This window comes from Stenotrophomonas sp. 169 (assembly GCF_014621775.1).
Classification (GTDB): domain Bacteria; phylum Pseudomonadota; class Gammaproteobacteria; order Xanthomonadales; family Xanthomonadaceae; genus Stenotrophomonas.
In genome coordinates this window covers 1,200,559-1,224,979 of the sequence record NZ_CP061204.1, presented here as the reverse complement: position 1 = coordinate 1,224,979, position 24,421 = coordinate 1,200,559, and the positions used below count along the sequence as shown (strand labels likewise).

General features: G+C 66.4%; 17 protein-coding genes. 8 read left to right on the top strand and 9 right to left on the bottom strand.

The features are described 5' to 3' along the window. Positions 1-100: 100 nt before the first annotated feature. Positions 101-2,179, bottom strand: coding sequence for a S9 family peptidase (locus ICJ04_RS05170; RefSeq protein WP_188326482.1), 2,079 nt, complete (start codon positions 2,177-2,179; stop codon positions 101-103). A gap of 138 nt (positions 2,180-2,317) precedes the next feature. Continuing rightward, positions 2,318-4,285: an oligopeptide transporter, OPT family gene (locus ICJ04_RS05165; RefSeq protein ID WP_188326481.1), complete on the bottom strand. Its 1,968-nt coding sequence runs from the start codon at positions 4,283-4,285 to the stop codon at positions 2,318-2,320. A 142-nt stretch (positions 4,286-4,427) separates the two neighbouring features. Here ICJ04_RS05165 and ICJ04_RS05160 point away from each other — a divergent pair, with 142 nt between their 5' ends. Continuing rightward, positions 4,428-5,579 carry a heparan-alpha-glucosaminide N-acetyltransferase domain-containing protein gene (locus ICJ04_RS05160; RefSeq protein ID WP_188326480.1) on the top strand — a complete coding sequence of 384 codons (1,152 nt, stop codon included), beginning with the start codon at positions 4,428-4,430 and terminating at the stop codon, positions 5,577-5,579. A 19-nt stretch (positions 5,580-5,598) separates the two neighbouring features. Next, complete coding sequence (locus ICJ04_RS05155) at positions 5,599-7,347, top strand: oligopeptide:H+ symporter (RefSeq protein WP_188326479.1); 1,749 nt, start codon at positions 5,599-5,601, stop codon at positions 7,345-7,347. Positions 7,348-7,373: 26 nt separating this feature from the next. On the opposite strand, the gene ICJ04_RS05150 is transcribed toward ICJ04_RS05155, so the two are convergent. Both ICJ04_RS05150 and ICJ04_RS05145 read right to left on the bottom strand, forming a co-directional pair. Further along, positions 7,374-9,335 carry a prolyl oligopeptidase family serine peptidase gene (locus ICJ04_RS05150; RefSeq protein ID WP_188326478.1) on the bottom strand — a complete coding sequence of 654 codons (1,962 nt, stop codon included), beginning with the start codon at positions 9,333-9,335 and terminating at the stop codon, positions 7,374-7,376. Positions 9,336-9,482: 147 nt separating this feature from the next. After that, positions 9,483-10,118 carry a LysE family transporter gene (locus ICJ04_RS05145; RefSeq protein WP_188326477.1) on the bottom strand — a complete coding sequence of 212 codons (636 nt, stop codon included), beginning with the start codon at positions 10,116-10,118 and terminating at the stop codon, positions 9,483-9,485. 136 nt (positions 10,119-10,254) lie between these two features. Between ICJ04_RS05145 and ICJ04_RS05140 the strand changes: the two genes are divergently transcribed. The 4 genes from ICJ04_RS05140 (at position 10,255) to ICJ04_RS05125 (ending at position 16,444) form a co-directional block, all read left to right on the top strand. Beyond that, the gene (locus ICJ04_RS05140) at positions 10,255-11,160 is read left to right on the top strand and encodes a LysR family transcriptional regulator ArgP (RefSeq protein WP_188326476.1); all 906 of its coding nucleotides are present in this window, start codon (positions 10,255-10,257) and stop codon (positions 11,158-11,160) included. 156 nt (positions 11,161-11,316) lie between these two features. Beyond that, on the top strand, positions 11,317-13,023 hold the full coding sequence (gene mqo / locus ICJ04_RS05135) for a malate dehydrogenase (quinone) (protein WP_188326475.1): 1,707 nt from the start codon (positions 11,317-11,319) through the stop codon (positions 13,021-13,023). Between the two features lie 180 nt (positions 13,024-13,203). Further along, positions 13,204-15,360 (top strand): TonB-dependent siderophore receptor, encoded by a 2,157-nt coding sequence (locus ICJ04_RS05130; protein ID WP_188326474.1) that lies wholly within the window; start codon positions 13,204-13,206, stop codon positions 15,358-15,360. A gap of 136 nt (positions 15,361-15,496) precedes the next feature. Continuing rightward, positions 15,497-16,444, top strand: a complete 948-nt coding sequence (locus ICJ04_RS05125) for a nucleoside hydrolase (RefSeq protein ID WP_188327203.1) — start codon at positions 15,497-15,499, stop codon at positions 16,442-16,444. Positions 16,445-16,614: 170 nt separating this feature from the next. Here ICJ04_RS05125 and ICJ04_RS05120 read toward each other — a convergent pair whose 3' ends face one another. Together ICJ04_RS05120 and ICJ04_RS05115 are read right to left on the bottom strand one after the other, a co-directional pair. Further along, positions 16,615-17,862: an MFS transporter gene (locus tag ICJ04_RS05120; RefSeq protein ID WP_223202987.1), complete on the bottom strand. Its 1,248-nt coding sequence runs from the start codon at positions 17,860-17,862 to the stop codon at positions 16,615-16,617. Positions 17,863-18,001: 139 nt separating this feature from the next. After that, positions 18,002-19,141 (bottom strand): metallophosphoesterase, encoded by a 1,140-nt coding sequence (locus ICJ04_RS05115; RefSeq protein ID WP_188327201.1) that lies wholly within the window; start codon positions 19,139-19,141, stop codon positions 18,002-18,004. Between the two features lie 143 nt (positions 19,142-19,284). Here ICJ04_RS05115 and ICJ04_RS05110 point away from each other — a divergent pair, with 143 nt between their 5' ends. After that, positions 19,285-19,947, top strand: coding sequence for an SDR family oxidoreductase (locus ICJ04_RS05110; protein WP_188326473.1), 663 nt, complete (start codon positions 19,285-19,287; stop codon positions 19,945-19,947). Between the two features lie 34 nt (positions 19,948-19,981). Continuing rightward, positions 19,982-20,815, top strand: coding sequence for an isocitrate lyase/phosphoenolpyruvate mutase family protein (locus tag ICJ04_RS05105; protein WP_188326472.1), 834 nt, complete (start codon positions 19,982-19,984; stop codon positions 20,813-20,815). Positions 20,816-21,028: 213 nt separating this feature from the next. Here ICJ04_RS05105 and ICJ04_RS05100 read toward each other — a convergent pair whose 3' ends face one another. From ICJ04_RS05100 to ICJ04_RS05090, 3 genes are all read right to left on the bottom strand, one after another. Then, a complete protein-coding gene (locus ICJ04_RS05100; protein ID WP_188326471.1) occupies positions 21,029-21,721 on the bottom strand; it encodes an MOSC domain-containing protein in 693 nt (230 codons plus the stop codon). 5 nt (positions 21,722-21,726) lie between these two features. Further along, the gene (locus tag ICJ04_RS05095; RefSeq protein ID WP_188326470.1) at positions 21,727-22,437 is read right to left on the bottom strand and encodes a FadR/GntR family transcriptional regulator; all 711 of its coding nucleotides are present in this window, start codon (positions 22,435-22,437) and stop codon (positions 21,727-21,729) included. 134 nt (positions 22,438-22,571) lie between these two features. Next, a complete protein-coding gene (locus ICJ04_RS05090; RefSeq protein ID WP_188326469.1) occupies positions 22,572-24,413 on the bottom strand; it encodes an NPCBM/NEW2 domain-containing protein in 1,842 nt (613 codons plus the stop codon). Positions 24,414-24,421: the final 8 nt, after the last annotated feature.

The window sequence follows — 24,421 nt, the reverse complement described above, 5'->3', positions numbered from 1 at the left end:
TTCAGTCGGCTGCTGTCAGTGAAACGGAATGGCAGCCGACTGAAGTCGGCTCTACCCCACCTGAAAGCGCCGCCCCGAGGAGCGGCGCTTCAAACGGGCCTTACTGCCCGATGTGCTGCTTCAGCCACGCGTTGACCGTGTCGTGCCAGAGCACGCTGTTGGCCGGCTTCAGCACCCAATGGTTCTCATCGGGGAAGTACAGGAACTTCGAGTCGATGCCCTGGCGCTGCGCGGCGGTGAACGCGGCCAACCCCTGCTCCACCGGGATGCGGTAATCCAGCTGGCCGTGGATGATCAGGATCGGCTTCTTCCAGTCCGCCACGTGGTTGACCGGGTTGAACTTCTCGTAGTTGGCCGGCTTGGCGAACGGCGTGCCGCCCTGCTCCCACTCGGTGAACCACAGCTCTTCGGTGGCGTACCCCATCATGCGCTGGTCGAACACACCATCGTGGTTGACCAGGCACTTGAACGGGCTGTTCCAGTTGCCGGCGATCCAGTTGACCATGAAGCCGCCGTAGCTGGCACCCAGTGCACAGGCCTTGTCACCGTCCAGGAACGCGTACTGCTTAAGCGCAGCGTCCCAGCCCTTCTGCAGATCTTCCAGCGGACGGTCGCCCCAATGCTGGCTGATCGCGTCGGTGAACGCCTGGCCGTAGCCGGTGGAGCCGTGGAAATCGATCATCACCACCGCATAGCCCTGGCCGGTATAGGTCTGCGGATTCCAGCGGTAGCTCCAGCCATTGCCGAAGCTGCCCTGCGGGCCACCGTGGATCAGGAACGCCACCGGGTACTGCTTGCCTTCCACGTAATCGTGCGGCTTGACCACGTACCCGTGCACGGTGTCGTTGTTCCAGCCCTTGAACGAGAACTGCTCGAAGTCGCCGAAATCAACGTCCTTCAGCACCTCTTCCGCGGAAGGCGTCAGGGCACGCAGCGCCCCCATCGCCTCACCCGCCGCAGGCAGCAGGCCGACCAGCACCTGGTCATTGCTCTTCAGGCTGTTGCGGGTAATGGCGACGCTGCCGCCGGCCACATCGACCGCCGTGACGCTGCCCTCGCCCACCAGCTTTTCCACCTTGCCACTGGCCACGTCCACCGCGAACAGCGGATGCTCGCCCATGTCGTCGGCGGTGGTGTAGATCGTGCTGCCGTCGGCCGACAGCACGATGCCGCCGGCGGAGCGGTCCCAGTCCGCGGCGATTTCGCGGCGCTTGCCGGTACCCAGGTCCATCGCCATCAGGGCGTAGCGATCGGCCTCGAAGCCGGGACGCTTCATCGCGCGGTAGAACAGCGTCTTGCCGTCGGCACTGAACACCGGGCCGGCATCCCACGCGGGGTTGTCGGCGGTCAGGTTGACCGGCGCCTGCTTGCCAGCGGCATCGAAGCGGTACAGATCGAAGTTGGTCGACCACGGCTCTTCGCGACCGGCCACGCGGATGCTCGCCACCACGCTGCGGCCATCGGGCGACCACGCAAAATCATCGTTGCCGCCGAACGGCTTGGACGGTGCATCACCGGCCAGGGTGGCGCTCAGCGCCGAGGCGCCCTTGACGCCAGCGGCCTTGCCCGTGGGCAGCGGAGCGACGAACAAGGTGTTGCGGCGGCCATCGTTCCAGGTATCCCAATGACGCACGAACATCGTGTCGAACACCTGGCCGCTGGCCTTGGTGTCCTTCTTCGCAGCGAGTTTCTTCTCGGTGCAGGCCAGGTCGGAGCCACAGTCCTGGAATACGCCGGCGCTGAACAGCACGCGGTCGTCCTGCGGCGACACGTGGTAGCTGTCCACGTCCACCGGGAAATCGGTCAGCTGGCGCGGTGCGTCGCCGTCGAGGCCCTGCGCGTACAGCTGCTGGCTGCCGTTCTTGCTGCTGAGGAAGTACACGGTGCGGCCGTCGGCGGACAGCGACGCCGAGTTGACGTTCCAGCCGGCCGGGGTGACCTGCTTCGGCGGCGCCGCATCGCGGGTACGCAGGTTGCGCACGAACAGCGCACTGCTGGCCTTCTGCTGCGCATCCACGCTGCGCTTGGCGAACACCACGGTGCCACCGTCGGCACTGAGCACGGGCGAAGACACCCGGTCCATCGCGATCATGTCGCGGACATCGAGACCGCGGGCGGCCGCCACGGACGGCAGGGCCGCAAGCAGGCTCAACGGCAACAGGGCATGGCGCAGTTTCATCGGGTTCTCCGCAGGACGGCAAAACGTCGATGGTAGGCCTGCGCGGCCCACCCTGCCTAGCCCATCGGTCATGGGGCCAGGTCGGGGCCGGATTCAGTTCGCAGGGCAAACGGGATCCGACCCCGGATCAGCACGTGATCAGGCAGCGCTGGCGCGCTTGCCGGTGCGGTAGATCAGCCAACCGACCAGGAACAGCACGGCCAGCCCGATCCACTGCGCAGCCGGCAGCGTGACCGGAACCGCCAGCACGTCGGCGCGGCCACTGACCACGATCGGCACGGCGATGGCGATGCCCATCAGGGCCTCACCGGTGATCAGGCCGGCGGCAAACAGCACGCCCGGGCGGTGCACGCGGTCACGGCCCTCTTCGTCTTCAGCGCGGATCTTGTGGAAGCGTTCCACCAGATAGGAAATCAGGCCGCCGAGGAAGATCGGCACCATCAGTTCCAGCGGCAGGTAGATGCCGATGGCGGCCGCCAGCACCGGCACGCGGAAGCGCTTGCCGGTCTTCTTCAGCCAGTCGTCGAGGGCGATGATCGCCGCACCCACCACGGCGCCCATGATGATGAAGTTCCACGGCAGCTCGCCGCCGAACAGTCCACGGGCCACCGACGCCATCAGGTTGGCCTGCGGTGCGGCCAGCGCGTTGGGATGTTCCGGCGTCGGCGCACCGATGCCGTAGGCGGTAGCCAGCAGGTTCAGCACCGGGGCCATGATCAGCGCGCACGAGAACGCGCCGATGCCCAGCATCAGCTGCTGTTTCCATGGGGTAGCACCGACGATGTAACCGGCCTTCAGATCCTGCAGGTTGTCACCGCCCACGGCGGCGGCGCAGCACACCACCGCGCCGATCATGATCGCCGCGACCGCACCCAGCGGGGCCCCGAAGGCGCCGACCGGGGTCAGGCCGTCCTTGCCCAGCAACAGCACCAGCACCGCCGACGCGAACAGGATGGTGGAGATGGTGATACCCGACACCGGGTTGTTCGACGAGCCGATCAGGCCGGCCAGGTACGCAGATACCGACACGAACAGGAAGCCGGCGACGATCATGATGATGGTCATCGGGATCGACACATGCCACTGGCCAACGATCGCCTGGTACAGCGCAAGCAACGGAAGGGTGAACACCACCAGCGCCACCAGCATCCACTTCATCGGCAGGTCGCGCTCGGTCTCGGCGACGGCCGGGCCGGTGCTCTTGCGGGCTGCGGCGAAGCCGCTCTTGACGCCGCTCAGCAGCGACTTGCGCAGCGAGAACAGGGTCCAGATGCCACCGATCAGCATGGCGCCCACGCCCAGGTAGCGCATCTTCGCGCCCCAAATGGCGAAAGCCGCATCGGTGGCCGATGCCGTGGCGATGGACGCGGCCAGGGCGGGGTCGGTGTTGAGGAAGAACGCCTGGTAGATCGGAATGGCGATGTGCCAGGTGAGGATCGAGCCGCCCACCACCACGATGCCGACGTTGAGGCCGACGATGTAGCCCACGCCCAGCAATGCCGGCGACAGGTTGGTGCCGATGAACGCGGTGACCTTGGAGCTGCCCACGTAGGCTGCGGTGGCCCACGCGTCGGGAATCAGCCGCAGACCGCTGGCGGCAGCGACCTTGACCACGGCGCCGATCACCGCCGACACGGCAAGAATCTTCATGCCCGGCCCGGGATTCTCACCGGCCTTGAGCACCTCGGCCGCGGCCTTTCCTTCCGGGAACGGCAGTGGATCTTCGACGATCATCGAGCGCCGCAGCGGCACCGAGAACAGCACGCCCAGCAGACCACCCAGACCGGCGATGCCGAGCACCCACCAGTACTTGAAGTCCGGCCAGTAGCCCATGATCACCAGCGCCGGGATGGTGAAGATCACACCGGCAGCGATCGACGAGCCGGCAGACGCACCGGTCTGCACGATGTTGTTTTCCAGGATGGAACCGCCGCCGAGCAGGCGCAGCACGCCCATGGAGATCACTGCGGCAGGAATCGCCGTAGCGATGGTCAGGCCTGCGAACAGACCCAGATAGGCGTTGGCGGCCGACAGCACCACGGCCAGCACGATGGAAAGCACCACCGCGCGGAACGTGAGCTGCTTGGGCGCAGCGACGTTGTTCATTGAAGCCCCTGATACGAAAAAAATCCCTGCAACGCTAGCGTCCGGGCTGCGGCAAGTCCAGCACGCGCACGCAGGGAGACTGGCTTGGCACACCCCCAAAATGATATGTTATATCCTTTCCACACCCCTTCCTGCCGTCCGTATGCCCCCTTCTGTTTCCACCCGGCTGGCGTCGATCGACCAGCTACGCGGCACCGTGATGCTGCTGATGCTGCTCGACCACGTGCGCGAAACCTTCTTCATGCAGTACCAGGTCAGCGACCCGATGGATGTCGGCACGGTGTCGCCGGCGCTGTTCGCCTGCCGCCTGCTGGCCCACCTGTGTGCGCCGGTGTTCGTGCTGCTGACCGGGCTGTCGGCGTGGCTTTACGGCCAGCGACAGGCCGATCCCCGGCGCGCCATCGCCGGCTTCCTGTTCAAGCGCGGCCTGTTCCTGGTGGTGCTCGAGCTGACCCTGGTCAACTTCGCGTGGACCTTCCAGTTCCCGCCGGACACGATCTACCTGCAGGTGATCTGGGTGATCGGCCTGAGCATGATCGCGCTGGCCGGGCTGGTGTGGCTGCCGCGTGCGGTGCTGCTGCCGCTGGCCGTACTGCTGGTCGCCGGGCACAACCTGCTGGACGGTGTGCATATGGACGGCAACGGCATCGTGGCGACCCTGTGGAAAGTGCTGCACCAGCGCGACTGGATCGCACTCGGTGACGGGCTGCGCCTGCGCACCTCGTACCCCCTGCTGCCGTGGATCGGCGTGATCACGTTGGGCTACCTGATGGGACCGTGGTTCGCCAACAGCCGGCCGGCGGCACAGCGCCAGCGCTGGCTGCTGATGAGCGGCGTCGGCGCCTTGGCCGCGTTCGTGATGCTGCGCGCGCTCAATGGGTATGGCGATGCACCGTGGCAGGTGCAGGACACCGCGCTGCGGACGCTGATGAGCATCGTCAACATCACCAAGTACCCGCCCTCGCTGCTGTTCCTGCTGGCCACGCTCGGCGTCGGGCTGCTGTTGCTGCGCCTGTACGAAGTACCTGCCGTGGCCGCCGCGTTGCAGCCATTGGCGCGGATCGGCGCGGCACCGATGTTCTTCTATCTGCTGCACCTGTATGTGCTGAAGCTGATGTACCTGGGCGCGCTGGCACTGTGGGGGCCCACCAACGGGCCCCTGTTCGCGGTGGAATCGGTGGCCGCCCTGCTGTTGATCAGCACCGCATTGGCGCTGCTGCTGTACCTGCCCACGCGCGCGTTTGCTGCCCTGAAGGCACGACGCAAGGATCTGCTCTGGCTGAGGTATCTGTAACGGGCTCATACTCTGCCCGATGACCACCACTGCCTCCGACGACTTCCTCGGCCACCCCAAGGGCGTCTACGTCTGCTTCTTCACCGAAATGTGGGAGCGCTTCTCCTTCTATGGGATGAAGGCGCTGCTGCTGCTCTACCTCACCAAGTACCACCTGTTCGGCGACAAGGCCGGGCTGGACCTCCTGGGCGCGTATGGCGGACTGGTCTACTGCATCCCGGTGTTCGGCGGGCTGCTCGCCGATCGCTGGCTGGGCATGCGCCGGGCCGTGTTGTTCGGCGGTGTGCTGCTGGTGCTGGGGCACCTGGGCATGGCCTTCGAAGGCCACGCGGCCTACGTGCGCGACGGCCAGGTGGTGCGTGATACCGGCGCGCTGTCCATCACCTACCTGTCGCTGGCGCTGATCATCATGGGCGTCGGCTTCCTCAAGCCGAACATCTCCACCATCGTCGGCAAGCTGTATGCCGAGAACGATCCGCGTCGCGACTCCGGCTTCTCGCTGTTCTACGCCGGCATCAACCTCGGCGCGCTGTTCGCCTCGCTGATCTGCGGTTTCCTGGGGGAAGCCTACGGCTGGAAATACGGGTTCGGTGCCGCCGGCATCGGCATGCTGGTCGGCCTGGGCATGTTCCTGTGGGGCCAGAAATACCTGCATGGGCTGGCCGAGCCGCGCGATCCGGCCTCATTGAAAGACCGCGTGCTCGGCCTGCCACGCGAGTGGCTGATCTACGCCGGCGCGGTGATCGCCGTGCTGCCGATCGCCTGGCTGATGTGGGCCGCCGGCAACGGGGCCTTCGCGCTCGGTGGCGAGATCAGCCTGGCGTTGCTGCTGATGATCGTCGTGCTGGGCGGTGTGCTGCTGTGGTTTGCCTGGTTCACCGGCACCCAGTGCACGCCGGTGCAACGCCAGCAGATGATCGCGCTGATGGCGCTGATCGCCATGGCACTGGTGTTCTTCACCCTGTACGAGCAGTCGTACGGGTCATGGGTCACCTTCACCGACCGCCTGTTGACCAAGGACATCGTACCCGCGTTGGTGATCCGCGATGGCACCCCGCTGCCGTGGTCCATCCTCTCGCTGGTGTTGGCACCGCTGGGCTTCGTGGTCAGCGCGCGCTTGTCCGATCGCCATCCCGGCTCGGCGCTGCCACGGCGGATGTTCATTGCCATCGGCCTGGTGATGGTGGTGCTGCTGGTGCGCGACTGCCTGGTCATACCGCAGACCGCCGGTTCGCTGACCTACCTCGGCAGCCTGTTCCTGGTGCTGCTGGCGCCGTTGTTCGCGCTGTTGTGGGCGTGGCTGGACCGCCGTCGCGCCGAACCGGGCAAGGCGTACAAATCCGCGATGGGCCTGGTGATCGGCGCGCTCTCCTTCGTGCCGCTGGCGCTGGCCGCACAGCAGGTCGGCGAAACCGGCCAGATGGCCAGCGTGTGGTGGCTGGTGCTGGCGTACTTCCTGTTGGCCAGTGGCGAGATGTGCCTGTCGCCGGTGGGCCTGTCGGCGGTCAGCCAGCTGGCGGTGCCGCGCGTGGTCAGCCTGATGATGGGCACCTGGTTCCTGGCCACCGCGTTTTCCGAAACGCTGGCGGCCCTGTTCGGCAAACTGGCCGCCATCGAAGTGCCCGAGGGCGAGACGTTGGACATCGTCGCCGCGTCAGCCAGCTACGCCCACCTGTTCTGGCTGTTGATGTGGATCGGGCTGGGCTGCGCGGTGATCGCCTTCGCCTGTGCGCCGCTGCTGCGGCGCATGATGCACGGCGTCAAGTAAAGCGGGACGGAGGTAATTAATTGAAATTAATTCCCTCCGTCCCCTTTTTCGAGGTTCTGCGAGAGGAAGGTGAGCAGCTTGCCGTAGTACTCGCGGCGGTTGGCATCGACATGGAAGCCATGGCCTTCGCGGGGGTAGTAGAGGCTCTGCACCGGCACGCCGGCACGCTTGAGGGCGGCTTCCATGCGCTGGGTGTGCTGGATCGGCGCGCGTTCGTCCTCGCCACCGGCGGCAAGGAAGACAGGCACCTTGATCTGCTGGGCCAGATTGACCGGTGATACCGCCGCCAGCGTTGCCGGCTCGCCCACCCACTCCCGCAGGTAGTTCACGCCCGAATCGCGCTGCTGGATGTCGCCGCGGGCATGCATCATCGGCAGGTCGTAGACCCCGACATAGCCGGCCGCGCACTTATACAGAGCGGGCTCTTTGGCCACGCCCATCAGCGCCGCATAGGCACCGTAGCTTGCGCCGTAGATGCATATCTTTCCCTTGTTGGCGATGCCCTCGCTGATCGCCCAGCGCGTGGCATCGGTCACATCGTCCTGCATGGCACCGCCCCATTGCCGGGCACCGGCCGCTTTGTACGCGCGGCCATAGTTGCCCGAGCCGCGGAAGTTCAGCTGCAGCACCGCATAGCCAGCAGCGGCCAGCATCTGCGACTGCACGTCGTAGGTGCCCTCATCAAACACGCCGAAGGGTCCGCCATGCGGCATCACCACCGTGGGCAGGTTGCGCGATGGGCCACCGGGCGGGGTGGTCAGGAAGCCATGCAGGACCATGCCGTCGCGGGCCTTGAGGGTGACAGCGCGGACCGGTGCGGCCTGCGCCGGATCGATCCACTGGCTGCGGCTGACCACGTGCTCGGCCGCCTTCGCCTTCTGGTCATAGATGAAGAAATCGCCGGGATTGGTGCCCGAGAAGGTCTGGACCAGCACCTTGTTGCCATCACGCGTGCTAGAGGTGACATACACGGCGTTGCCGTCGAAGGCACTTTCCAAGCTGCGGTACAGCCGCGCATCGGCGGACGTCTCATCAAAGAAGCGCGTGCGCGGCGTGTCGCCCAAAAACAGCGCACCCACCGGAATGGCCGTGCCTGGACGATGGATGATCCGCGACGGATCCACCACCGGGTCCTGCAGCACGTCCTTGCGTTCGTCGGTGGCCGGGTTCCAGCTGACGATCTTGTCCGGACCGTCGGCCTGCTCGATCTGCAGGTACGCCAGCGTGCCGTCTGCCGAAAAGCCGATGGCATCTTCGATCCGGCCGGTCACGGCTTCGTCGTTGATCATCGCCCAGCTGGCACCATTGCGCTCGCGGTAGAACAGCTTGTTGACGTTGTCCGCACCGGCCCCATGAACGAAGCGGGCCTGGCCCTGCCCGTCGGTGGTGAAGCTGCCACGGCGCACCGGCGAGCGGGTTACCGGCGTGCGCCGGCCGGTGCTGACATCCATCTTTTCCAGGCGTGTGTAGGGATCGGCAGTGAACGGCGACACGGCGATCAAAACGTTGCGGTCGTCAGCCGGCAGGTCGTCGGTGAGGAAGGCGGCCACGCGCTCGGCCTTCTTGCCTGAAATATGCGACCCGGTCTCCTGCGCATCAACCCGGTAACCGACCAGCAGCTGGCCGCTGGAGGTATTCGCGCGCAGCGAATACAACTCACCGGTGCGTTGCGGCATGTCCAGCGAACCGAGTTTCTGCGCCAGCTCGATCAGTACCCGGTCGTCACTGACCCAGTCGAAGCGGTAAGCGTGGTTGTGCTGCGGTGGCATGAACTGGCCCACCAGCTTGCCGTCAGCCACGCGCAGGATCGCCAGCGCGGTCTCTTTCTCGAACGGTATGGTCGCGGCGTAATACTCGCCACCCGGCGACAGCTTGATATCGGTGAAGGCGTCCCGGCGCAGGAAATGGTCCAGGTTCACCTCGGCCGCGTCGGCCATCGGCGGCGTCGCCAGGAGGGCGATCATTGCCGCGAGCATCGTCTTGCGCATCCTTATCCCCGTTCTGCAGACAGCATGTCCGCCACGCCACGATTGTAAACGGCACGTGAACGAATTGGGAATCAGGGTATCTGCAAAAAAAGAGCGACATCGTTGCCGATGCCGCCCCTTAAACCACGTTCTGGAGAGAGAGTGGAATCAGTTGACGCCGCGCACCGCCAGGGTGAGGGCAAGAATGCTCAGGATCACCGCGATGGTGCCATCCAGCACGCGCCACGTACCGGGCTTGTTGAACAACGGTGCCAGCAGGCGGGCGCCGAGGCCCTGCGCGGTCAGCCACATGCAGCTGGCGGTGACCACACCGGCGGCGTATGCCATGCGGTCGTTGCCGAAGTTTTCCGCGATGGAACCGATGACCATCATGTCCAGCCAGAAATGCGGATTGATCAGCGAGAAACCGACCGCTGCCATCAGCACGGCGCGGCGGCTGCCGTCATCACTTTCGGCTTCGCCCATGCCACCGCCACCTGCGATGGCACGGCGCGCGGACTTCAGCGCGTACCAGGCCAGGAAGGCGACACCGGTCCACAGCACCGCGCTGGTCAGCCACGGCGCTGCCTGGATCAGGGTGCGCAGGCCGGCCACGCTGGCGAAGATGAAGACCGCATCGATCGCCGCGCAGGTCGCCACGACCGGCACGATGTGCTTGCGCAGGATGCCCTGGCGCAGGATGAAAGCGCTCTGTGCACCGACCACGGCAAACAAGCCGATGCCGGTAGCGGCACCACTGAACCAGGCCGCAAGGCCGGTGCTGGCGGAGATGAGAGAGAACATGAGGGCAACCTTGTAATGCGGGTGGGCGGTGCCTCGCGAAGGCGGACAGCACCGGGGTACGGCGCGTATTGTCGCGTTGCAGCACGCTCAAGAAAAGCTAAACTTACTTAAGCCTCTTTAGCGGAACTTAACTGCCATGCGCGTTGACCATGCCCAGCTGCGTGCACTTGCCGCCGTAATACGCGAGGGAAGCTTCGATCGCGCCGCCCAATCGCTGAATGTCACGGCCTCCGCGGTGTCGCAGCGCGTCAAAGCGCTGGAGGACCGCGTCGGTCGGCTGTTGGTGAAACGCGGCGCACCGGCCACCGCCACCGCCGAGGGCCAGGTGCTGGTGCAGCTGGCCGAACAGACGGCCCTGCTGGAGCACGACGCGCTGCACCGGATGGGGCTTGCCGACGAAGACCTGCCGCAGGCCAGCATCCCGGTGGCGGTGAACCATGACAGCCTGGAAACCTGGTTCCCGGAAGCGGCCCAGCAGTTCGCACAGGTCACCGGCACCACCCTGGACCTGCGCGTGGAAGACCAGGACCACACTGTGGAGCTGCTGCGCCAGGGCACGGTGCTGGGCGCGGTGACCACGCTGGATGAGCCGGTGCAGGGCTGCCAGATCCACGCCTTGGGCAGCATCCGCTACGCCGCCACGTGCACCCCGGCGTTCCGCGACCGGCATTTCGGCAAGGGGGTGAGCGCCCAGGCGCTGGCGCAGGCCCCGGTCCTGGTATTCAACCGCAAGGACGACATGCAGGCCCGGTTCGCGCGGCGGATGGCCGGGGTCGAGGTGCCCAACACGGCGCCCACGTGGTGGATTCCCTCCACCCGCGCGTTCGTCCAGGCCAACCTGGGCGGGCTGGGCTGGACGATGAATCCGCTGCCGCTGGTGAAGCGCCACCTCGATGCCGGTCGGCTGGTCTACGTGCGCCAGCGCGCGTGGGAGGACGTGCCGCTGTACTGGCAGCACTGGAAAGGCGACGTGCAGACCATGGCGCTGCTGACCCGCGCGGTGCTGGGCGCATCGACGGCCCTGATCCGCCGCAAACGCTGATCCAGCCACGCGCAGGATGCTGCGTCGCACCAAATCAGGACCACAAACGGGTAAAATACGTCACTGGACGCCGTAGGCGGCCGCCTGCTGACGCGTCTTCACGCGCCGCCCCTGGCCGGCACGCATCCTGATTCCCTCCCCAAACGAATCGTTCCCATGAAGAAATTTGGCAAGGCTTTAGTCGCCCTGCTCGTGCTGCTGTTGGTGACGTCGGTACTGTTCCTGTACTGGCCGTTGACCCAGCGCTCGGTGCCGGCGGCCAGCAACGACAAGCCCGTTGACGTAGTCCTGGTAGGCGCCGGCATCATGAGCGTCACCCTGGCGACCTATCTGCAGGAACTGCAGCCGGACTGGAACATACAGGTGTACGAGCGCCGCGACGGCGTGGCCGAAGAGAGCTCCGATGGCTGGAACAACGCCGGTACCGGGCATTCCGCGTTCGCCGAGCTGAACTACACCCCGGAGCTTCCGGACGGCAGCATCGAGACCAAGCGCGCGGTCGGCATCGCCGAACAGTTCGAGGTCTCGCGCCAGTTCTGGTCGCACCAGGTGCGCGAAGGCCGCCTGAGCCAGCCCAGCGATTTCATCAATGCCACCCCGCACATGAGCTTTGTGTGGGGCGACGACAACATCAACTTCCTGCACAAGCGCCAGCAGGCGATGGTCAAGAATCCGCTGTTCTACGGCATGCAGTACTCCGAAGATCCGGCACAGATCAAGCAGTGGGCTCCGCTGCTGATGGAAGGCCGCGACCCGAAGCAGAAAGTCGCCGCTACCTGGATGCCGCTGGGCACCGACGTGAACTTCGGCGTCATCACCCGCCAGCTCACCGATGGCCTGAAGCGCAGCCCGAATTTCGGCCTGCACCTGGGCCATGAAGTCACCGCGCTGCGCCAGAACGACGACAAGACCTGGAACGTGACCGTCAAGGACCTTGCGTCCGGCAACGAGACCACCACCCACTCGCGTTTCGTCTTCATCGGTGCCGGCGGCGCGGCCCTGAAGCTGCTGCAGATGTCGGGCATTCCGGAAGCCAAGAACTACGGCGGCTTCCCGGTGGGCGGCCAGTTCCTCGCCTTCCAGGGTGCCGACATCGCCTCGCGCCACAGCGTCAAGGCCTACGGCATGGCCGAGACCGGCTCGCCGCCGATGTCCGTGCCGCACCTTGATGCACGCAAGCTCGATGGCAAGCCCGTGGTCCTGTTCGGACCGTTCGCGCTGTTCAGCACCAAGTTCCTCAAGCACGGCTCGTGGTTCGACCTCTACTCGTCGGTGACCCACAACAACGTCGCCCCGATGTTGAACGTGGGCGCGGAAAACCTGGACCTGGTGAAGTACCTGATGAACCAGGCCCAGTTGAACGACGACGACCGCCAGGCCGAGCTGGTCAAATACTTCCCCAACGCCAAACGCGAAGACTGGACGCTGGTCACCGCCGGCCAGCGCGTGCAGATCATCAAGCGTGACCCGGAGAAAGGCCCGGTGCTGCAGTTCGGCACCGAGATCGTGACCGACAAGGATCACACCCTGGCCGCCCTGCTGGGCGCCTCGCCGGGCGCCTCGACCTCGCCGCCGATCATGCTCGACCTGATGGCCAAGGCCTTCCCGGAAGAGATGAAAGCCGGCTGGGAAGCGCGTCTTCGCGAGATCGTGCCGTCGTATGGCCGCAAGCTCAACGAGAGCCCGGCGCTGACCAACGAGATCCGTACCTTGACCAGCCAGGCGTTGAAGCTGCCCTTCCTGGATGTGCCGGCGGACGTGATCCAGCCGGCCGCTATCCCCGCCACGGTGGCCCGCCCGGCCGAAGCGCCCGAGCCGCCGCAGGTGAAGCGCAACAAGAACGAGGAGCTGCAGGCGCTGTAAGGCCTGCCAAAGTGATCTATCGAGACGGCCGCCTTCGGGTGGCCGTTTTCGTTGGCGGCCCTGGCGGTTGAGCGCGGACACGACCGTTCGTCGCCCCGGACTCAATCGCGAATTGTAAGGTTTTCGATAATCATTTACATTTGCGCCCGTCCGCCTACCCCACCCTTCCGCGAAACCGCCATGACCGCCTCTTCCTCGTTCCGACCCGCGCCGCTGGCCATCGCGCTGCTCGCTGCCCTGACCGCCGTACCGGCCAAGGCCGACACCGCGGCCGACGCCAGTGCCGCAGCCAGTGCCAAGACCCTCGACCAGGTCAGCGTGCACGGCAGCAAGGCCGCCCCGTCCAGCACCACGCGGCTGCCGATCAGCCTGCAGGAGACCCCGCAGTCGTCCACCGTGATCGGCCTGGAGCGGTTGCAGGACGAGTCGTTGTTCAGCATCAACGACGTGATGCGCAACGTCACCGGCGTCAATGTCTCGTTCTACGACACCCAGCGCCCGCTGTACTACGCGCGCGGTTTTGCGATCACCGACTTCCAGGTCGACGGCCTGCCCACGTACAGCGGCTCGACCAACCAGGAATACGACACCGCCTTCTATGACCGCATTGAAGTGATCCGCGGTGCCAACGGCCTGCTCAGCGGCGCCGGCGTGCCGTCGGCCACTGTGAACCTGCTGCGCAAGCGGCCGGGCAAGGATTTCGACGCCTCCTTCGCGGTCAGCGCAGGCAGTTGGGACTTCCGCCGCATGCAGGCCGACGTCAACGCGCCGCTGACCGCCGATGGCCGCTTCCGCAGCCGGGTGGTCGCGGCGTATCAGGACAAAGACTTCTATTACGACCGCTACAGCGAGGACAAGATGTCCGGCATGGCGGTGCTGGAAGGTGACCTGACCGAGTCGACCACGGTCACCGTCGGCTTCCAGACCCAGGACAACAACCCGGTCGGCTCGACCTGGGGCACGGTGCCGTTCTTCAACAGTGACGGCAGCTTCGCGCACCTGCCGCGCAGCACCAACATGGCCCCGCACTGGGCCCGCTGGCAGCGCCAGACCAGCACCGCGTTCGCCAACCTGGAACAGCGTTTCGGCGAGGACTGGCTGCTGAAGGTCAACACCGCGTACACCCGCGGCAACGTGCAGAACGTGCGCGTGTACGGCAGCGGCTACCCGGACCCGACCACCGGCGCAGGCGTGTACCTGCTGGGCGCTGCCGGTGAGACCGACGACACCCGCAAGGGCGTGGACGTGTACCTGTCCGGCACCTTCGCCCTGTTTGGCCGCGAGCACGATGTCGTCCTGGGTGGCAGCTTCTCCGACCTGCAGTCCACCGCGTGGACGATGAGCCCGACGGCGGGCTGGCGCTACGACATCCCCGATATCAACACCTGGAACGGCGACGCGCCGGAGTTGATCGTGCGCCGGACCGGGGCACACCGCGACGCGCGTACCACCCAACGCGGTGTGTATGCCTCCACCCGCCTGCGCCTGGCCGACCCGCTGTCCTTGATCGCCGGCGCGCGGCTGAGTTCGTGGGAGACCCGCACCCGGGCCTACAACGTCGCCAACACCTATACCGCCACCAGCGGCGCGTACAAGGTGGATGACGAAGTCACGCCGTACGTGGGCCTGGTGTATGACGTGACGCCGAACGTTTCCGGCTACGCCAGCTACACCGAGATCTTCAATCCGCAGAACTACAAGGACCGCAACGAAAACCTGCTGGCGCCGGTGGAAGGCTCCAACGTGGAAGCGGGCATCAAATCGCAGTGGATGCAGGGCCGGTTCACTGCCAACGCGGCCGTGTTCGAGGCCAAGCAGGACAACTACGCGGTGCGTGACGCCAGCGTGCCGGAAGGCTCGCTCAGCGATGGCAGCTCGGCCTTCATCGGCATCAACGGCACCAAGGCACGGGGCTGGGAGCTGGACCTCAACGGCGAGATCCTGCCCGGTTGGACGGTCAATGCCGGCTTCACCCACGTAAAGGTGACCCGCGCGGCGACCGACCTGCTGTACGCGAACCTGCCTGAAGACTTCCTGCAGCTCAATACCAGCGTCCGCCTGCGCGGTGCCTGGGAGCGGCTGACCCTGGGGGGCGGCGTGCAGTGGCAGAGCAAGGTGCAGGCGTTCAACGTGCCCTACCCGACCGGTGGCGCGGTGACCGTGAACCAGCCGGCGTATGCGCTGGTGCAGTTCAACGCCAACTACCGGATCAGCGACAGCTGGACGGCCACGGTGAGCGTGCGCAACGCGCTGGACAAGACCTACTGGGCGAACCTGGACTACAACAACTACGGCGAGCCGCGCTTCGTGGCCTTCAGCCTGCGCTGGAAATATTGAGCTACGTTGGAGGGGTGCAGTGGGACTGAGCCGACTGAAGTCGGCTCTACCTGGCCGTGGGGTGGCCTTGGCGGGTGTTCCGTCGTGACACAATACGCAGCGAACAATCACGACGAAACAGAAGAACAACGCCATGATGCACAACGTTATTTTCGATACGGACCCGGGCGTCGACGATGCCCTGGCCCTGCTTTACCTGTACAAGCATCCGCAGGTGAACCTGCTGGCGGTGACCACGGTATTCGGCAATGCCGCCGTGGAATCCACCACCCACAACGCGCTGTTCCTCAAGCAGGTATGGGGCTTCGATGCGCCGGTCGCCCGCGGCGCTGCGGGCCCGCTGCAGCCGGATGCACAGCCGGAAGCCTGGCCGGTGCACATCCACGGTGACAACGGCCTGGGCAATCATCCGGTGCCGGCCATGCTGGACGTCGCCGCCGATCCGCGCAGCGCGCATCAGCTGATCATCGACATGGTGCGTGCCCAGCCGGGCCAGATCACCCTGGTCGCAGTGGGCCGCATGACCAACCTCGCCCTGGCCCTGCGCGAAGCACCCGAGATCGCGTCGCTGGTGCGCGGCGTGGTGATCATGGGCGGCGCATTCCATGTCAACGGCAACATCACCCCGGCGGCGGAAGCCAACATCTGGGGCGATGCCGAAGCCGCCGATATCGTGTTCACCGCCAACTGGCCGCTGATCGCCATCGGCCTGGACGTCACCACCCAGGTGGAGATGGATCGCCATGGACTCGATGCCCTGGCCGAGGTCGGTGGTGCCGACGCCGACCTGGTCCGTGCGCTGTCGCAGGACTACGTGGACTTCTACCTGCAGGCCGGTCACAAGGGCATGGTGGTGCATGACTGCTGCGCCTGCATCGCGCTGACCCGGCCGGAACTGTTCGAGTACGAGCACGCCAGCGTGCGCGTGGCGACCGACGGCGTGGCCCGCGGCATGACCATCCCCAAGCCGGCCGGCCTGTCCTTCGGCCCCAGCGTGTGGGACAACCAGGCCATGCAGTCGATCGCCATCGGCGTGGATGCCCACGCCGTGCTGGCCGATATCGAAAAGACACTGTCGCTGTAAGCCAGCACGACACATCCCGGCAAGCGGTAACGGGTGACGGGTAACGGGTAGCGCCGAGCCACGCTCGGCGAGCGCGAAGCGCAGCGCCTTTGTTTCTCTGGTAGCGCCGAGCCACGCTCGGCGAGCGCGCAGCGCGGCGCCTTTGTTCGTCCGCCGAGCGTCGCTCGGCGCTACCGGACTGGCGTCGGACGCGTTTCCGGCAGCCGCCACAGTACCGGCAGGACCAGCACCGCGACGATGGCGATCATCGCGCCGGGCGCTGCATTCCAGCCACTGCGCTCCACCCACCACTGCGCCAGCCACGGCGTGGCGCCGCCAAATACTGCGGTGGCCATGGTCACCCCCAGGGCCAGCCCGCTCAGGCGGCCCTCGCCGGGAAACTGCTCTGCGGTGGCCGATGCGGCCACCGCACTGATCCCACCCGCCACGCAGGCCAGGGTTACCGCTGCAGCGATGACGCCTGCGGTGGAGGCATCTGCCATCCAGCTGAACATCGACAACGGCAGCAGCGCAGACAGGACCGTCAGCATCAGCAACATCGGGCGCCGCCCGAAGCGGTCGGACAGCGCACCGCACAAGGGCGTCGCCGCGATCACGGCCACTGCCGCGATGGTTGAAAGCCACAGGGCTTCCCCCTCGCCGCGGCCGTTGGCGTGCAGGAACGCGGGCACGTAGGTGATGCCCACGTAGTAGGTGATCGATCCCAGTGCCGATATGGCGAAAGTACGCGCGACCGCGCCCGGATGCGAACGCAGTATCTGCCGCAGCGGTGCGCTGGGCACGCTGCCTTCGCGCTGCTGGCGTTCGAACTCCGGCGATTCGTGCATGCCCGAGCGGGCCAGCAGGATCACCACCGCCAACGCCGCACCGACGAAGAACGGAATACGCCAGCCCCACGTATCCAGCGCAGGTTGTGGCAGCAAGGCGACCGTGAGCGCGGACAGCGCCACCGCCAGCAAGGCACCGACTTCACTGGCAGCCGATGCCAGCGACGTGATCAGACCACGCCGTCCGCTGGGCGCGCTTTCCAGCAGGTAGGCCACCACCCCGGTGTACTCACCGCCTACCGAGAACGCCATCACACAGCGCAGCACCAGCAGCAGCACGCCTGCACTGGCGCCGATCTGGGCATGGGTCGGCAGCAATGCGGTGGCGAGCATCGCGGCGGCCATCAGGGTCATCGACGCCAGCAGCATCCAGCGACGACCGAGACGGTCACCCAGATGGCCGAAGCACAGCGCCCCCAGCGGGCGCATCAGGTAGGACACGGCGAACCCTGCCAGGGTGGCCAGCAGCGCGGTTTCGCCGCCGCCGAAGAACACCCGGGACAGCACGGTGGCGAAGTACAGGTACAGGGTGAAGTCGTACCACTCCACCACGGTGGACAGCGCGGCCACCCACATTGAACGGCGGTGCATGACGGCGTTCATAGGCTCCCTGTCCGATGCTTCATCCACGCGCCTCCGCTCAAGAAGCGGCCACCCTAACGCAGGGCAGGTGAAGAACGGAATCGCACGGCAGGCCACTGCCGGGCATGCTCCGGCAATGCCGGCGCTGTCACGAGCGCGGCACCCGCAAGGTGATCAACGTGATCTCCGACGGCACCCCGATGCGGGCCGCGAAGCCCGGCCACAGACCGGCGCCGTTGCTGACATACAGCGTCATGCCACCCACTGCATAACGGCCGGACACGAAGCCACCGTTGGCACGCTTCACCAGCTGATCCATGCCGATGATATGGCCGCCGTGGGTATGCCCGGACAGCTGCAGCTTCACCCCGCGGGCGGCATTCGCTACCGCTTCGCGCGGGCGGTGGTCCAGCAGGATCACCGGGGCCTGCGGGTTGCTGCCCGCCAGCGCGGCGTCGAGGTCCGGCAGTGGCAGGCCATAGCGCGCGGCCACCGGATCGGTGACCCCGGCGATGGTCAGCACCGCACCGTCGCGGCGGACCTCGGTATGGGTATTTTCAAGCACCTGCATGCCCAGGCCGCGGAATGCCTTCATCCAGTGGGCGTACTGCGCGTAGTACTCGTGGTTGCCGGTAATCGCGATGACGCCATCCGGCGCGCGCAGGTCACCGAGCGGTGCGAAGTCATCGGCACGTGCTGCGACCGTGCCATCGATCAGATCGCCGGTGATGACGATCAGGTCCGGGTGCTGCGCGTTGCTTTCGGCTACGACCTTGCGCACCCAGTCACCGGTGAGCAGGCGACTGGCATGGATGTCGGTCAGTTGCAACACACGATAGCCGTCAAACGCAGCGGGCAGTCCGGCGATCTCGACGTCGATGCTGCGCGGCTTGGGCACCGCCATGCCTTGGCTTACGCCGAAAATTCCCAGCGCCAGCGCTGTCAGGCCCGCGACAGGACGCAGCCATGGCGCGCGCAATGCGGCGGTTGACCTCGCTGACTTCAGCAGACGTGCGATCAGCAACGCCGCATCGATCAGCAGCAGGAACAAGGCGCCGAGGAGCAACGACGTGAATCCGGTCGCCAGCACGGCGATGACCATCTTCGGCAGCTCAGGCGACGCCATGGTGCCGGCGAACTGGGCCACGATGCGATGGTGCAGCGCCATCGCGAAGACCAGCAGAGACAGCAGCACGCGCACGGCCAGCGGAAGGCGCAGCGGCCAGACCAGGCGGAGCACGATGTACAGCGCGAGAACGGAAGCAATGACACTCAGCACAGGAAAAATCCAGGGGGAGCAGAAAGGGCGTAACCCACCATCGTGACCGATTTCACCTGGCCACGGTAGCGTCCAGCCCCCCAGCGACGCGCACGCGGTCGCAACGCAGCATCACGCATGCTGGTCCTCCCCCTCTTCCCTGGAGCTCTCCGATGAGCACTGTCTTCGTCATTGGTGCGGCCGGCAAGGTCGGCCGCCACCTGGTCAGCCAGTTGACCGCCCGTGGGCACCGGGTCCGTGCGCTGCATCGCCGACCCGAGCAAGCCGCCGCGCTGCAACAGGACGGTGCGACGCCCGTGGCGGGTGATCTGCAGGCGTTGGATGGCACAGCGCTGGCCGCGCTCCTGACAGGCAGCGATGTGCTTGTATTTACGGCCGGCGCCGGCGGAAAGGGCGGCGTGGACACCACGCGTGCCATCGATGGTCGCGGACTCGAAACCGCCGTGGATGCCGCGCGACGGGCTGGCGTGCAGCGCGTCCTGCTGGTGTCCGCATTTCCAGAAGCCGGGCGTGGCACGGACGTGTCCGACACGTTCGAGGTCTACATGCAGGTCAAAAAACAGGCCGACGTACACCTGGCCGCGTCCTGTCTGGAATGGGTGATCCTGCGTCCCGGCACGCTGACCGATGCGGCCGGCACCGGTAATGTGTCTGCCGGCCCGGCGATCGGGTATGGCGATATTTCGCGTGAGGATGTGGCCGCCACGCTGGTGGCGCTGGTGGAGCGCCCCGCCATCCAGCGGGTGATCATCGAGCTGACCGCGGGCGACACGCCCGTGGCCGAGGCGCTGGATTATCTGGATCCGCGCACCTGACGCACTGTTATTGCCCTCGCAGGAGAAACCTTCCATGTCGACGCCCGAGGTAACCAACCGCCGGCAGCAGTTCCGGGCGTTGCACGCGTCCGGCTGTTTCGTGCTGCCGAACCCGTGGGACATCGGCAGTGCACGCTACCTGCAGCACGCGGGCTTCGCGGCACTGGCTTCAACCAGTTCCGGGCGGGCTTGGAGCCGCGGCGTGCCAGATGGCGGAGAGACGCTGGATGAGGTGCTGGCGCATCTGCGCGAGCTCGTTGCAGCCACCTCCCTGCCGCTCACTGCTGATTTTGGCGATGGTTTCGGGGCGGCGCCTGCTGACGTGGACGTGGCTGTCCGGCGCGCCATCGATACAGGGGTGGCCGGATTGTCCATAGAAGATGCCAGTGGCGATCCCGGTCAGCCGCTACGCCCGCTGGATGACGCCGTGGCACGCCTGCGTGCCGCACGGAAAGCGATCGACCGTTCCGGCGCGGTGGTGATGCTGACCGGACGCGCCGAGAACTTCTTCGTGGGGCAACCTGATATCGACGACGCGATCCTGCGTCTGCGCGCCTATGCAGCGGCCGGCGCCGACTGCCTGTATGCACCGGGCATCACCCAGCGCGCGCACATCGAAGCCGTGGTCGCGGCCGTCGCGCCGAAGCCGGTGAACCTGCTGGTCGGGGGCCCAAGCGCGTTCTCGTTGCAGGACATCGCCGCGATGGGGGTGCGCCGCGTCAGCCTCGGCGGCGCGCTTGCACGCGCCGCGTGGGGCGGCGTCATGCGCGCCACGCAGCTGCTGCAGGACGAAGGCAGTTTCGCCGGCCTGGAGGGCGCCACGCCCGGCGCTACGCTGAATTCCCTGTTCGACCCCGCGCAACGGTAGCGCCGAGCCACGCTCGGCGGAAGACCCGTACCGCTCGCGGGCGTTGGTTCGTGCGGGTTGGTAGAGCGGACTTCAGTCGGCTGGCTTCTTCGCGAACGGCAGCCGACTGAAGTCGGCTCTACCAGGCGGCTGGCTTTTTCGCGGACGGCAGCCGACTGAAGTCGGCTCTACCGGTCGGCTATACCGGGCGGCGACGCGCGTGGCGGGTCGCGGTCATGCGTCAGCGGGGCCCTGCAGCCGGGATTGCCAGGATTCCACTTCGTTGCGCTGCAGCCGGTTCAACAACAGTTTCTTCCATGATGCGGTCAGCGGCAGTTGGCTGGCTTCTTCCAGCAGCTCTCGCTCCAACGTGCGATCGAACAAGACGGTCACCAGTCGGCTGAGCGGCCAATCAGCGCACGGCCGCTCCACAACGGTCAGCGTGTCGCCTGGCGACACCGTACCGCCTTCCAGCACGCGGTAATACCAGCCGGTGCGCCCGCTCGACTGCATTGTCCGTGCCATGTCCGCATACCCGAATCGGTCGTTGAGTTTCCAGCATGGCTGGCGACCCTGCGACACCTGCAGTGTGGCCGTTCCAACCCGGATCACATCGGCGATATGGATGTGCGCTTCGGTCCACCCGCTGCTGGAGAAGTTCTCGCCGAAGGCACCAGCGGCGCCCAATAGTGGATGCGGGTGGTCCGCGCGCCAGAACGGGTAATGATCGAACGGATAGTGATGGATGGCCTTGTCCAGCCCACCGTGTACGCGCAGGTCACCCTGCTCATCGCCTTCAATGCCCTCTGCGTGGATGCGCACGGGATGATCGACCAACGACTTGGCAATCGCGCTGCGGCTGCCCGGTCGCGTGTACGGCAGCGCGCGTCCGGTGTGGATGCTGCTCAGCAGGACGGGTGAAGGCATGGCACTCATGGCGTAGGCCTCGCGCCCTCGCGCAGGTTGCGGCGCGAATCGGCGATCATTTCCAGCATGGCCTGCCGGGCGTCTTCCGGCTGCTGGTCGGCAATGGCCTGCAGCACACGTGCGTGCCGGGGCAACGAGTACTTGAAGTCCGCGTCGGCCTTCTGCGCAGACAGCAGGAGGTAACTCCCGAGTGCGGTTTCAATCACGCTGAACAACGGGCGCAGCAACGCATTGGCGGTGGCATCCAGCACGGCATGGTGGAACCGGAGATCGGCTGCCGCCCACGCCTCCATGTCCACGGCCGCTGCCATCGACGCATAGGCCTGCTGGATACGCTCGAGCTGCGCGGGCGTGCGGCGCTGGGCGGCCAGTGCGGCAGCGGCAGGCTCGATCAGTTCGCGCATCTCTGCCAGTTGTTCGACAAACTCCAGGTCCGGCAAGGCCGCGCCGTGCCAGGCCAGCACGTCCGGGTCCAGCAGGTTCCAGTGGGTGGCATCGCGGACCCGGGTGCCGATCTTCTGCTTCGTTTCGATCAACCCCTTGGAGCCCAGCACGCGCAGCGACTCACGCAGCGCGGTGCGGCTGACCTGCAGGTGTTCTGCAAGCAGCTCCTCGCGTGGCAGCACCTCGCCGGGCTTGTACGTGCCGGCGATGATCAGCTTGCCCAGTTCGTGCACGATCTGCCCGTGCAGGCTACGGCTCGACGTCGCCATCATGTCCGGTCCTGTGCGGGAAACATCGGAATTTCCATGTAGTCAGTGTAGCGCCGGGACGTGCGCGGCGGATGCTGTTGCCGTCTGCGCGAGAAGCCGCCGAGCATGGCTCGGCGCTACCCGGCGCGGCGGTGCCTTCAGCGCAGCCGGCCATCGGCCCAGACCACAACCGGGGTGGTGCCCTGCGCGCTTCCTGCATCCGCCACCAGTTCCAGCACCTGCACGCCGGTGGTGTCGACCTCGATGCGGGCCGGCGCGTCGCCACGCCCCAGCGGGGCGCTGGTGAACAGCGGCTTGCCGTCGCCGTATACATGGAACACGACCTTGCCCTTCCCCGCTGCGGAGCTGTCATCCAGGCCCACCAGCGCGCTGAAACGCGCGTACTCCCGGGCAGTACGCACTTCCAGCCGCGAGTTGGCATGGATGCCAATACCACGTGCCTGCACCTGGCCGCCGATGCGCAGCGGTTGTCCCGCCGGCGTCACGTCGACCCGCGGCGTACCAGACACCTCGGCGGGCTTGGCGCTGTAGCCGTCCAGCCCGTCCACGGCGACGTGGATGCGCCCGGTGATCTCCCCCAGGCTGATGTCGTTGCCCGTGGCCGGCGTACCGCTGACCTTGAGCAGCACCGACCCGTGCGGTGGCAGGGTGAACCCAAGCCGGCCGTCGGCCGCCGGTATCTCCTGCTGCTGCCACAGGTCGCGTGCGCGCAGCGGGCTGTCCGGGTTGAGCAGCATCTGCGCCGCAGTCACGCCGGCGCGCACTTCTTTTTCGCCCCGGTTGACCAGCAGCACCGCCCGATCGCCGCGCGCTGCCAAGGGCTTCACCAGCACCTGCACGGCCCCGTCCGTCGCCACGATACGGCCCTGGTTGCCGGCCGCATCCTGGTTCACCGCGATCACCTCCGGGTTGGACAGCAGGGCAATCTGCGCGGGCGTGGCATGGTTGAGGTCGAACCCCACCAGCAGCGGCGCGGCGAGGATCGTCCACATCGAAAAATGCGTCCGCGCCTCGGTCATGTGCTCGGCAGCGAACTCGCCCAATCCCACGGCGAGCATGTCCGGATCATTCCAGCGGCCGGGGCCGGCATAGAGCTCGCGGCGCGATGCCGTGTCGAAGTTGTGCAGCATGCTTTCCCAGGTCGGCTCGATGTCCGGGCTGGTGCGCCACAGGTTGCCATGCCGCCCGCCCCACGTGCCCACGTTGGCTTCGCCCCACGGGCAGATGGAGAAGACAAAGTCGTTGTCCGGATTGGCCTCGGCCAGCAGGCGTCCGACGCGCGCATACATCGTTTCCACCTTGTCGGCATCACTCTGCTGCGCATCGCGACGCACGATCAGCGGGCGGGCCTCGCGGTACAGCCCACTGGCCTGCGCCATGCTGCCCTGGCCATAGTCAGCCAGTCCGCAGGCATCGACCTTGATGTAATCGAACCCCCATTCGCCAAACATGGTGGCCAGGTCGCTCGCCTCGAACCCTTCCAGGCCGATCTCGCGCTGCGCGGTGGTCCCCACCGGCAGGTTCGGGCTGTGCGCATCGTGTGCCTGCGAACAGACGTTGCGGCCCACGTCGGTGTACAGCCCCGCCTTGAACCCCATGGCATGCAGGTGGTCCGTCCACGGCTTCAGGCTGGGCGGTCCGCTTTTGCTGGCCGCCATCGGGAACATCGTGGTGCGGATCTGGATGCCGCCGTCTTCGCGCCGCTGCAACCACCAGCCGTCATCGATATTGACGTAGCGGTAGCCCGCCTTCTGCATGCCATTGCGCTTGATGGTCTCGGCGACGGACAGGATCTTGTCCTGGGTGACTTCCGTGCGGAATGCATTCCATGGGTTCCAGCCCATCGGCGGCGTGGCCGCGGCACCGTGGCCATATACGCTGAAGCGGCCGGTCGGTTGCAGTTCCTCGCGCGCCTCGGCCGCTGCGCAGAACAGGGGGGCAAAGGCCAATGCAGCGGCCAGCAGGGTCTTCGTGATCATGGCTCTCT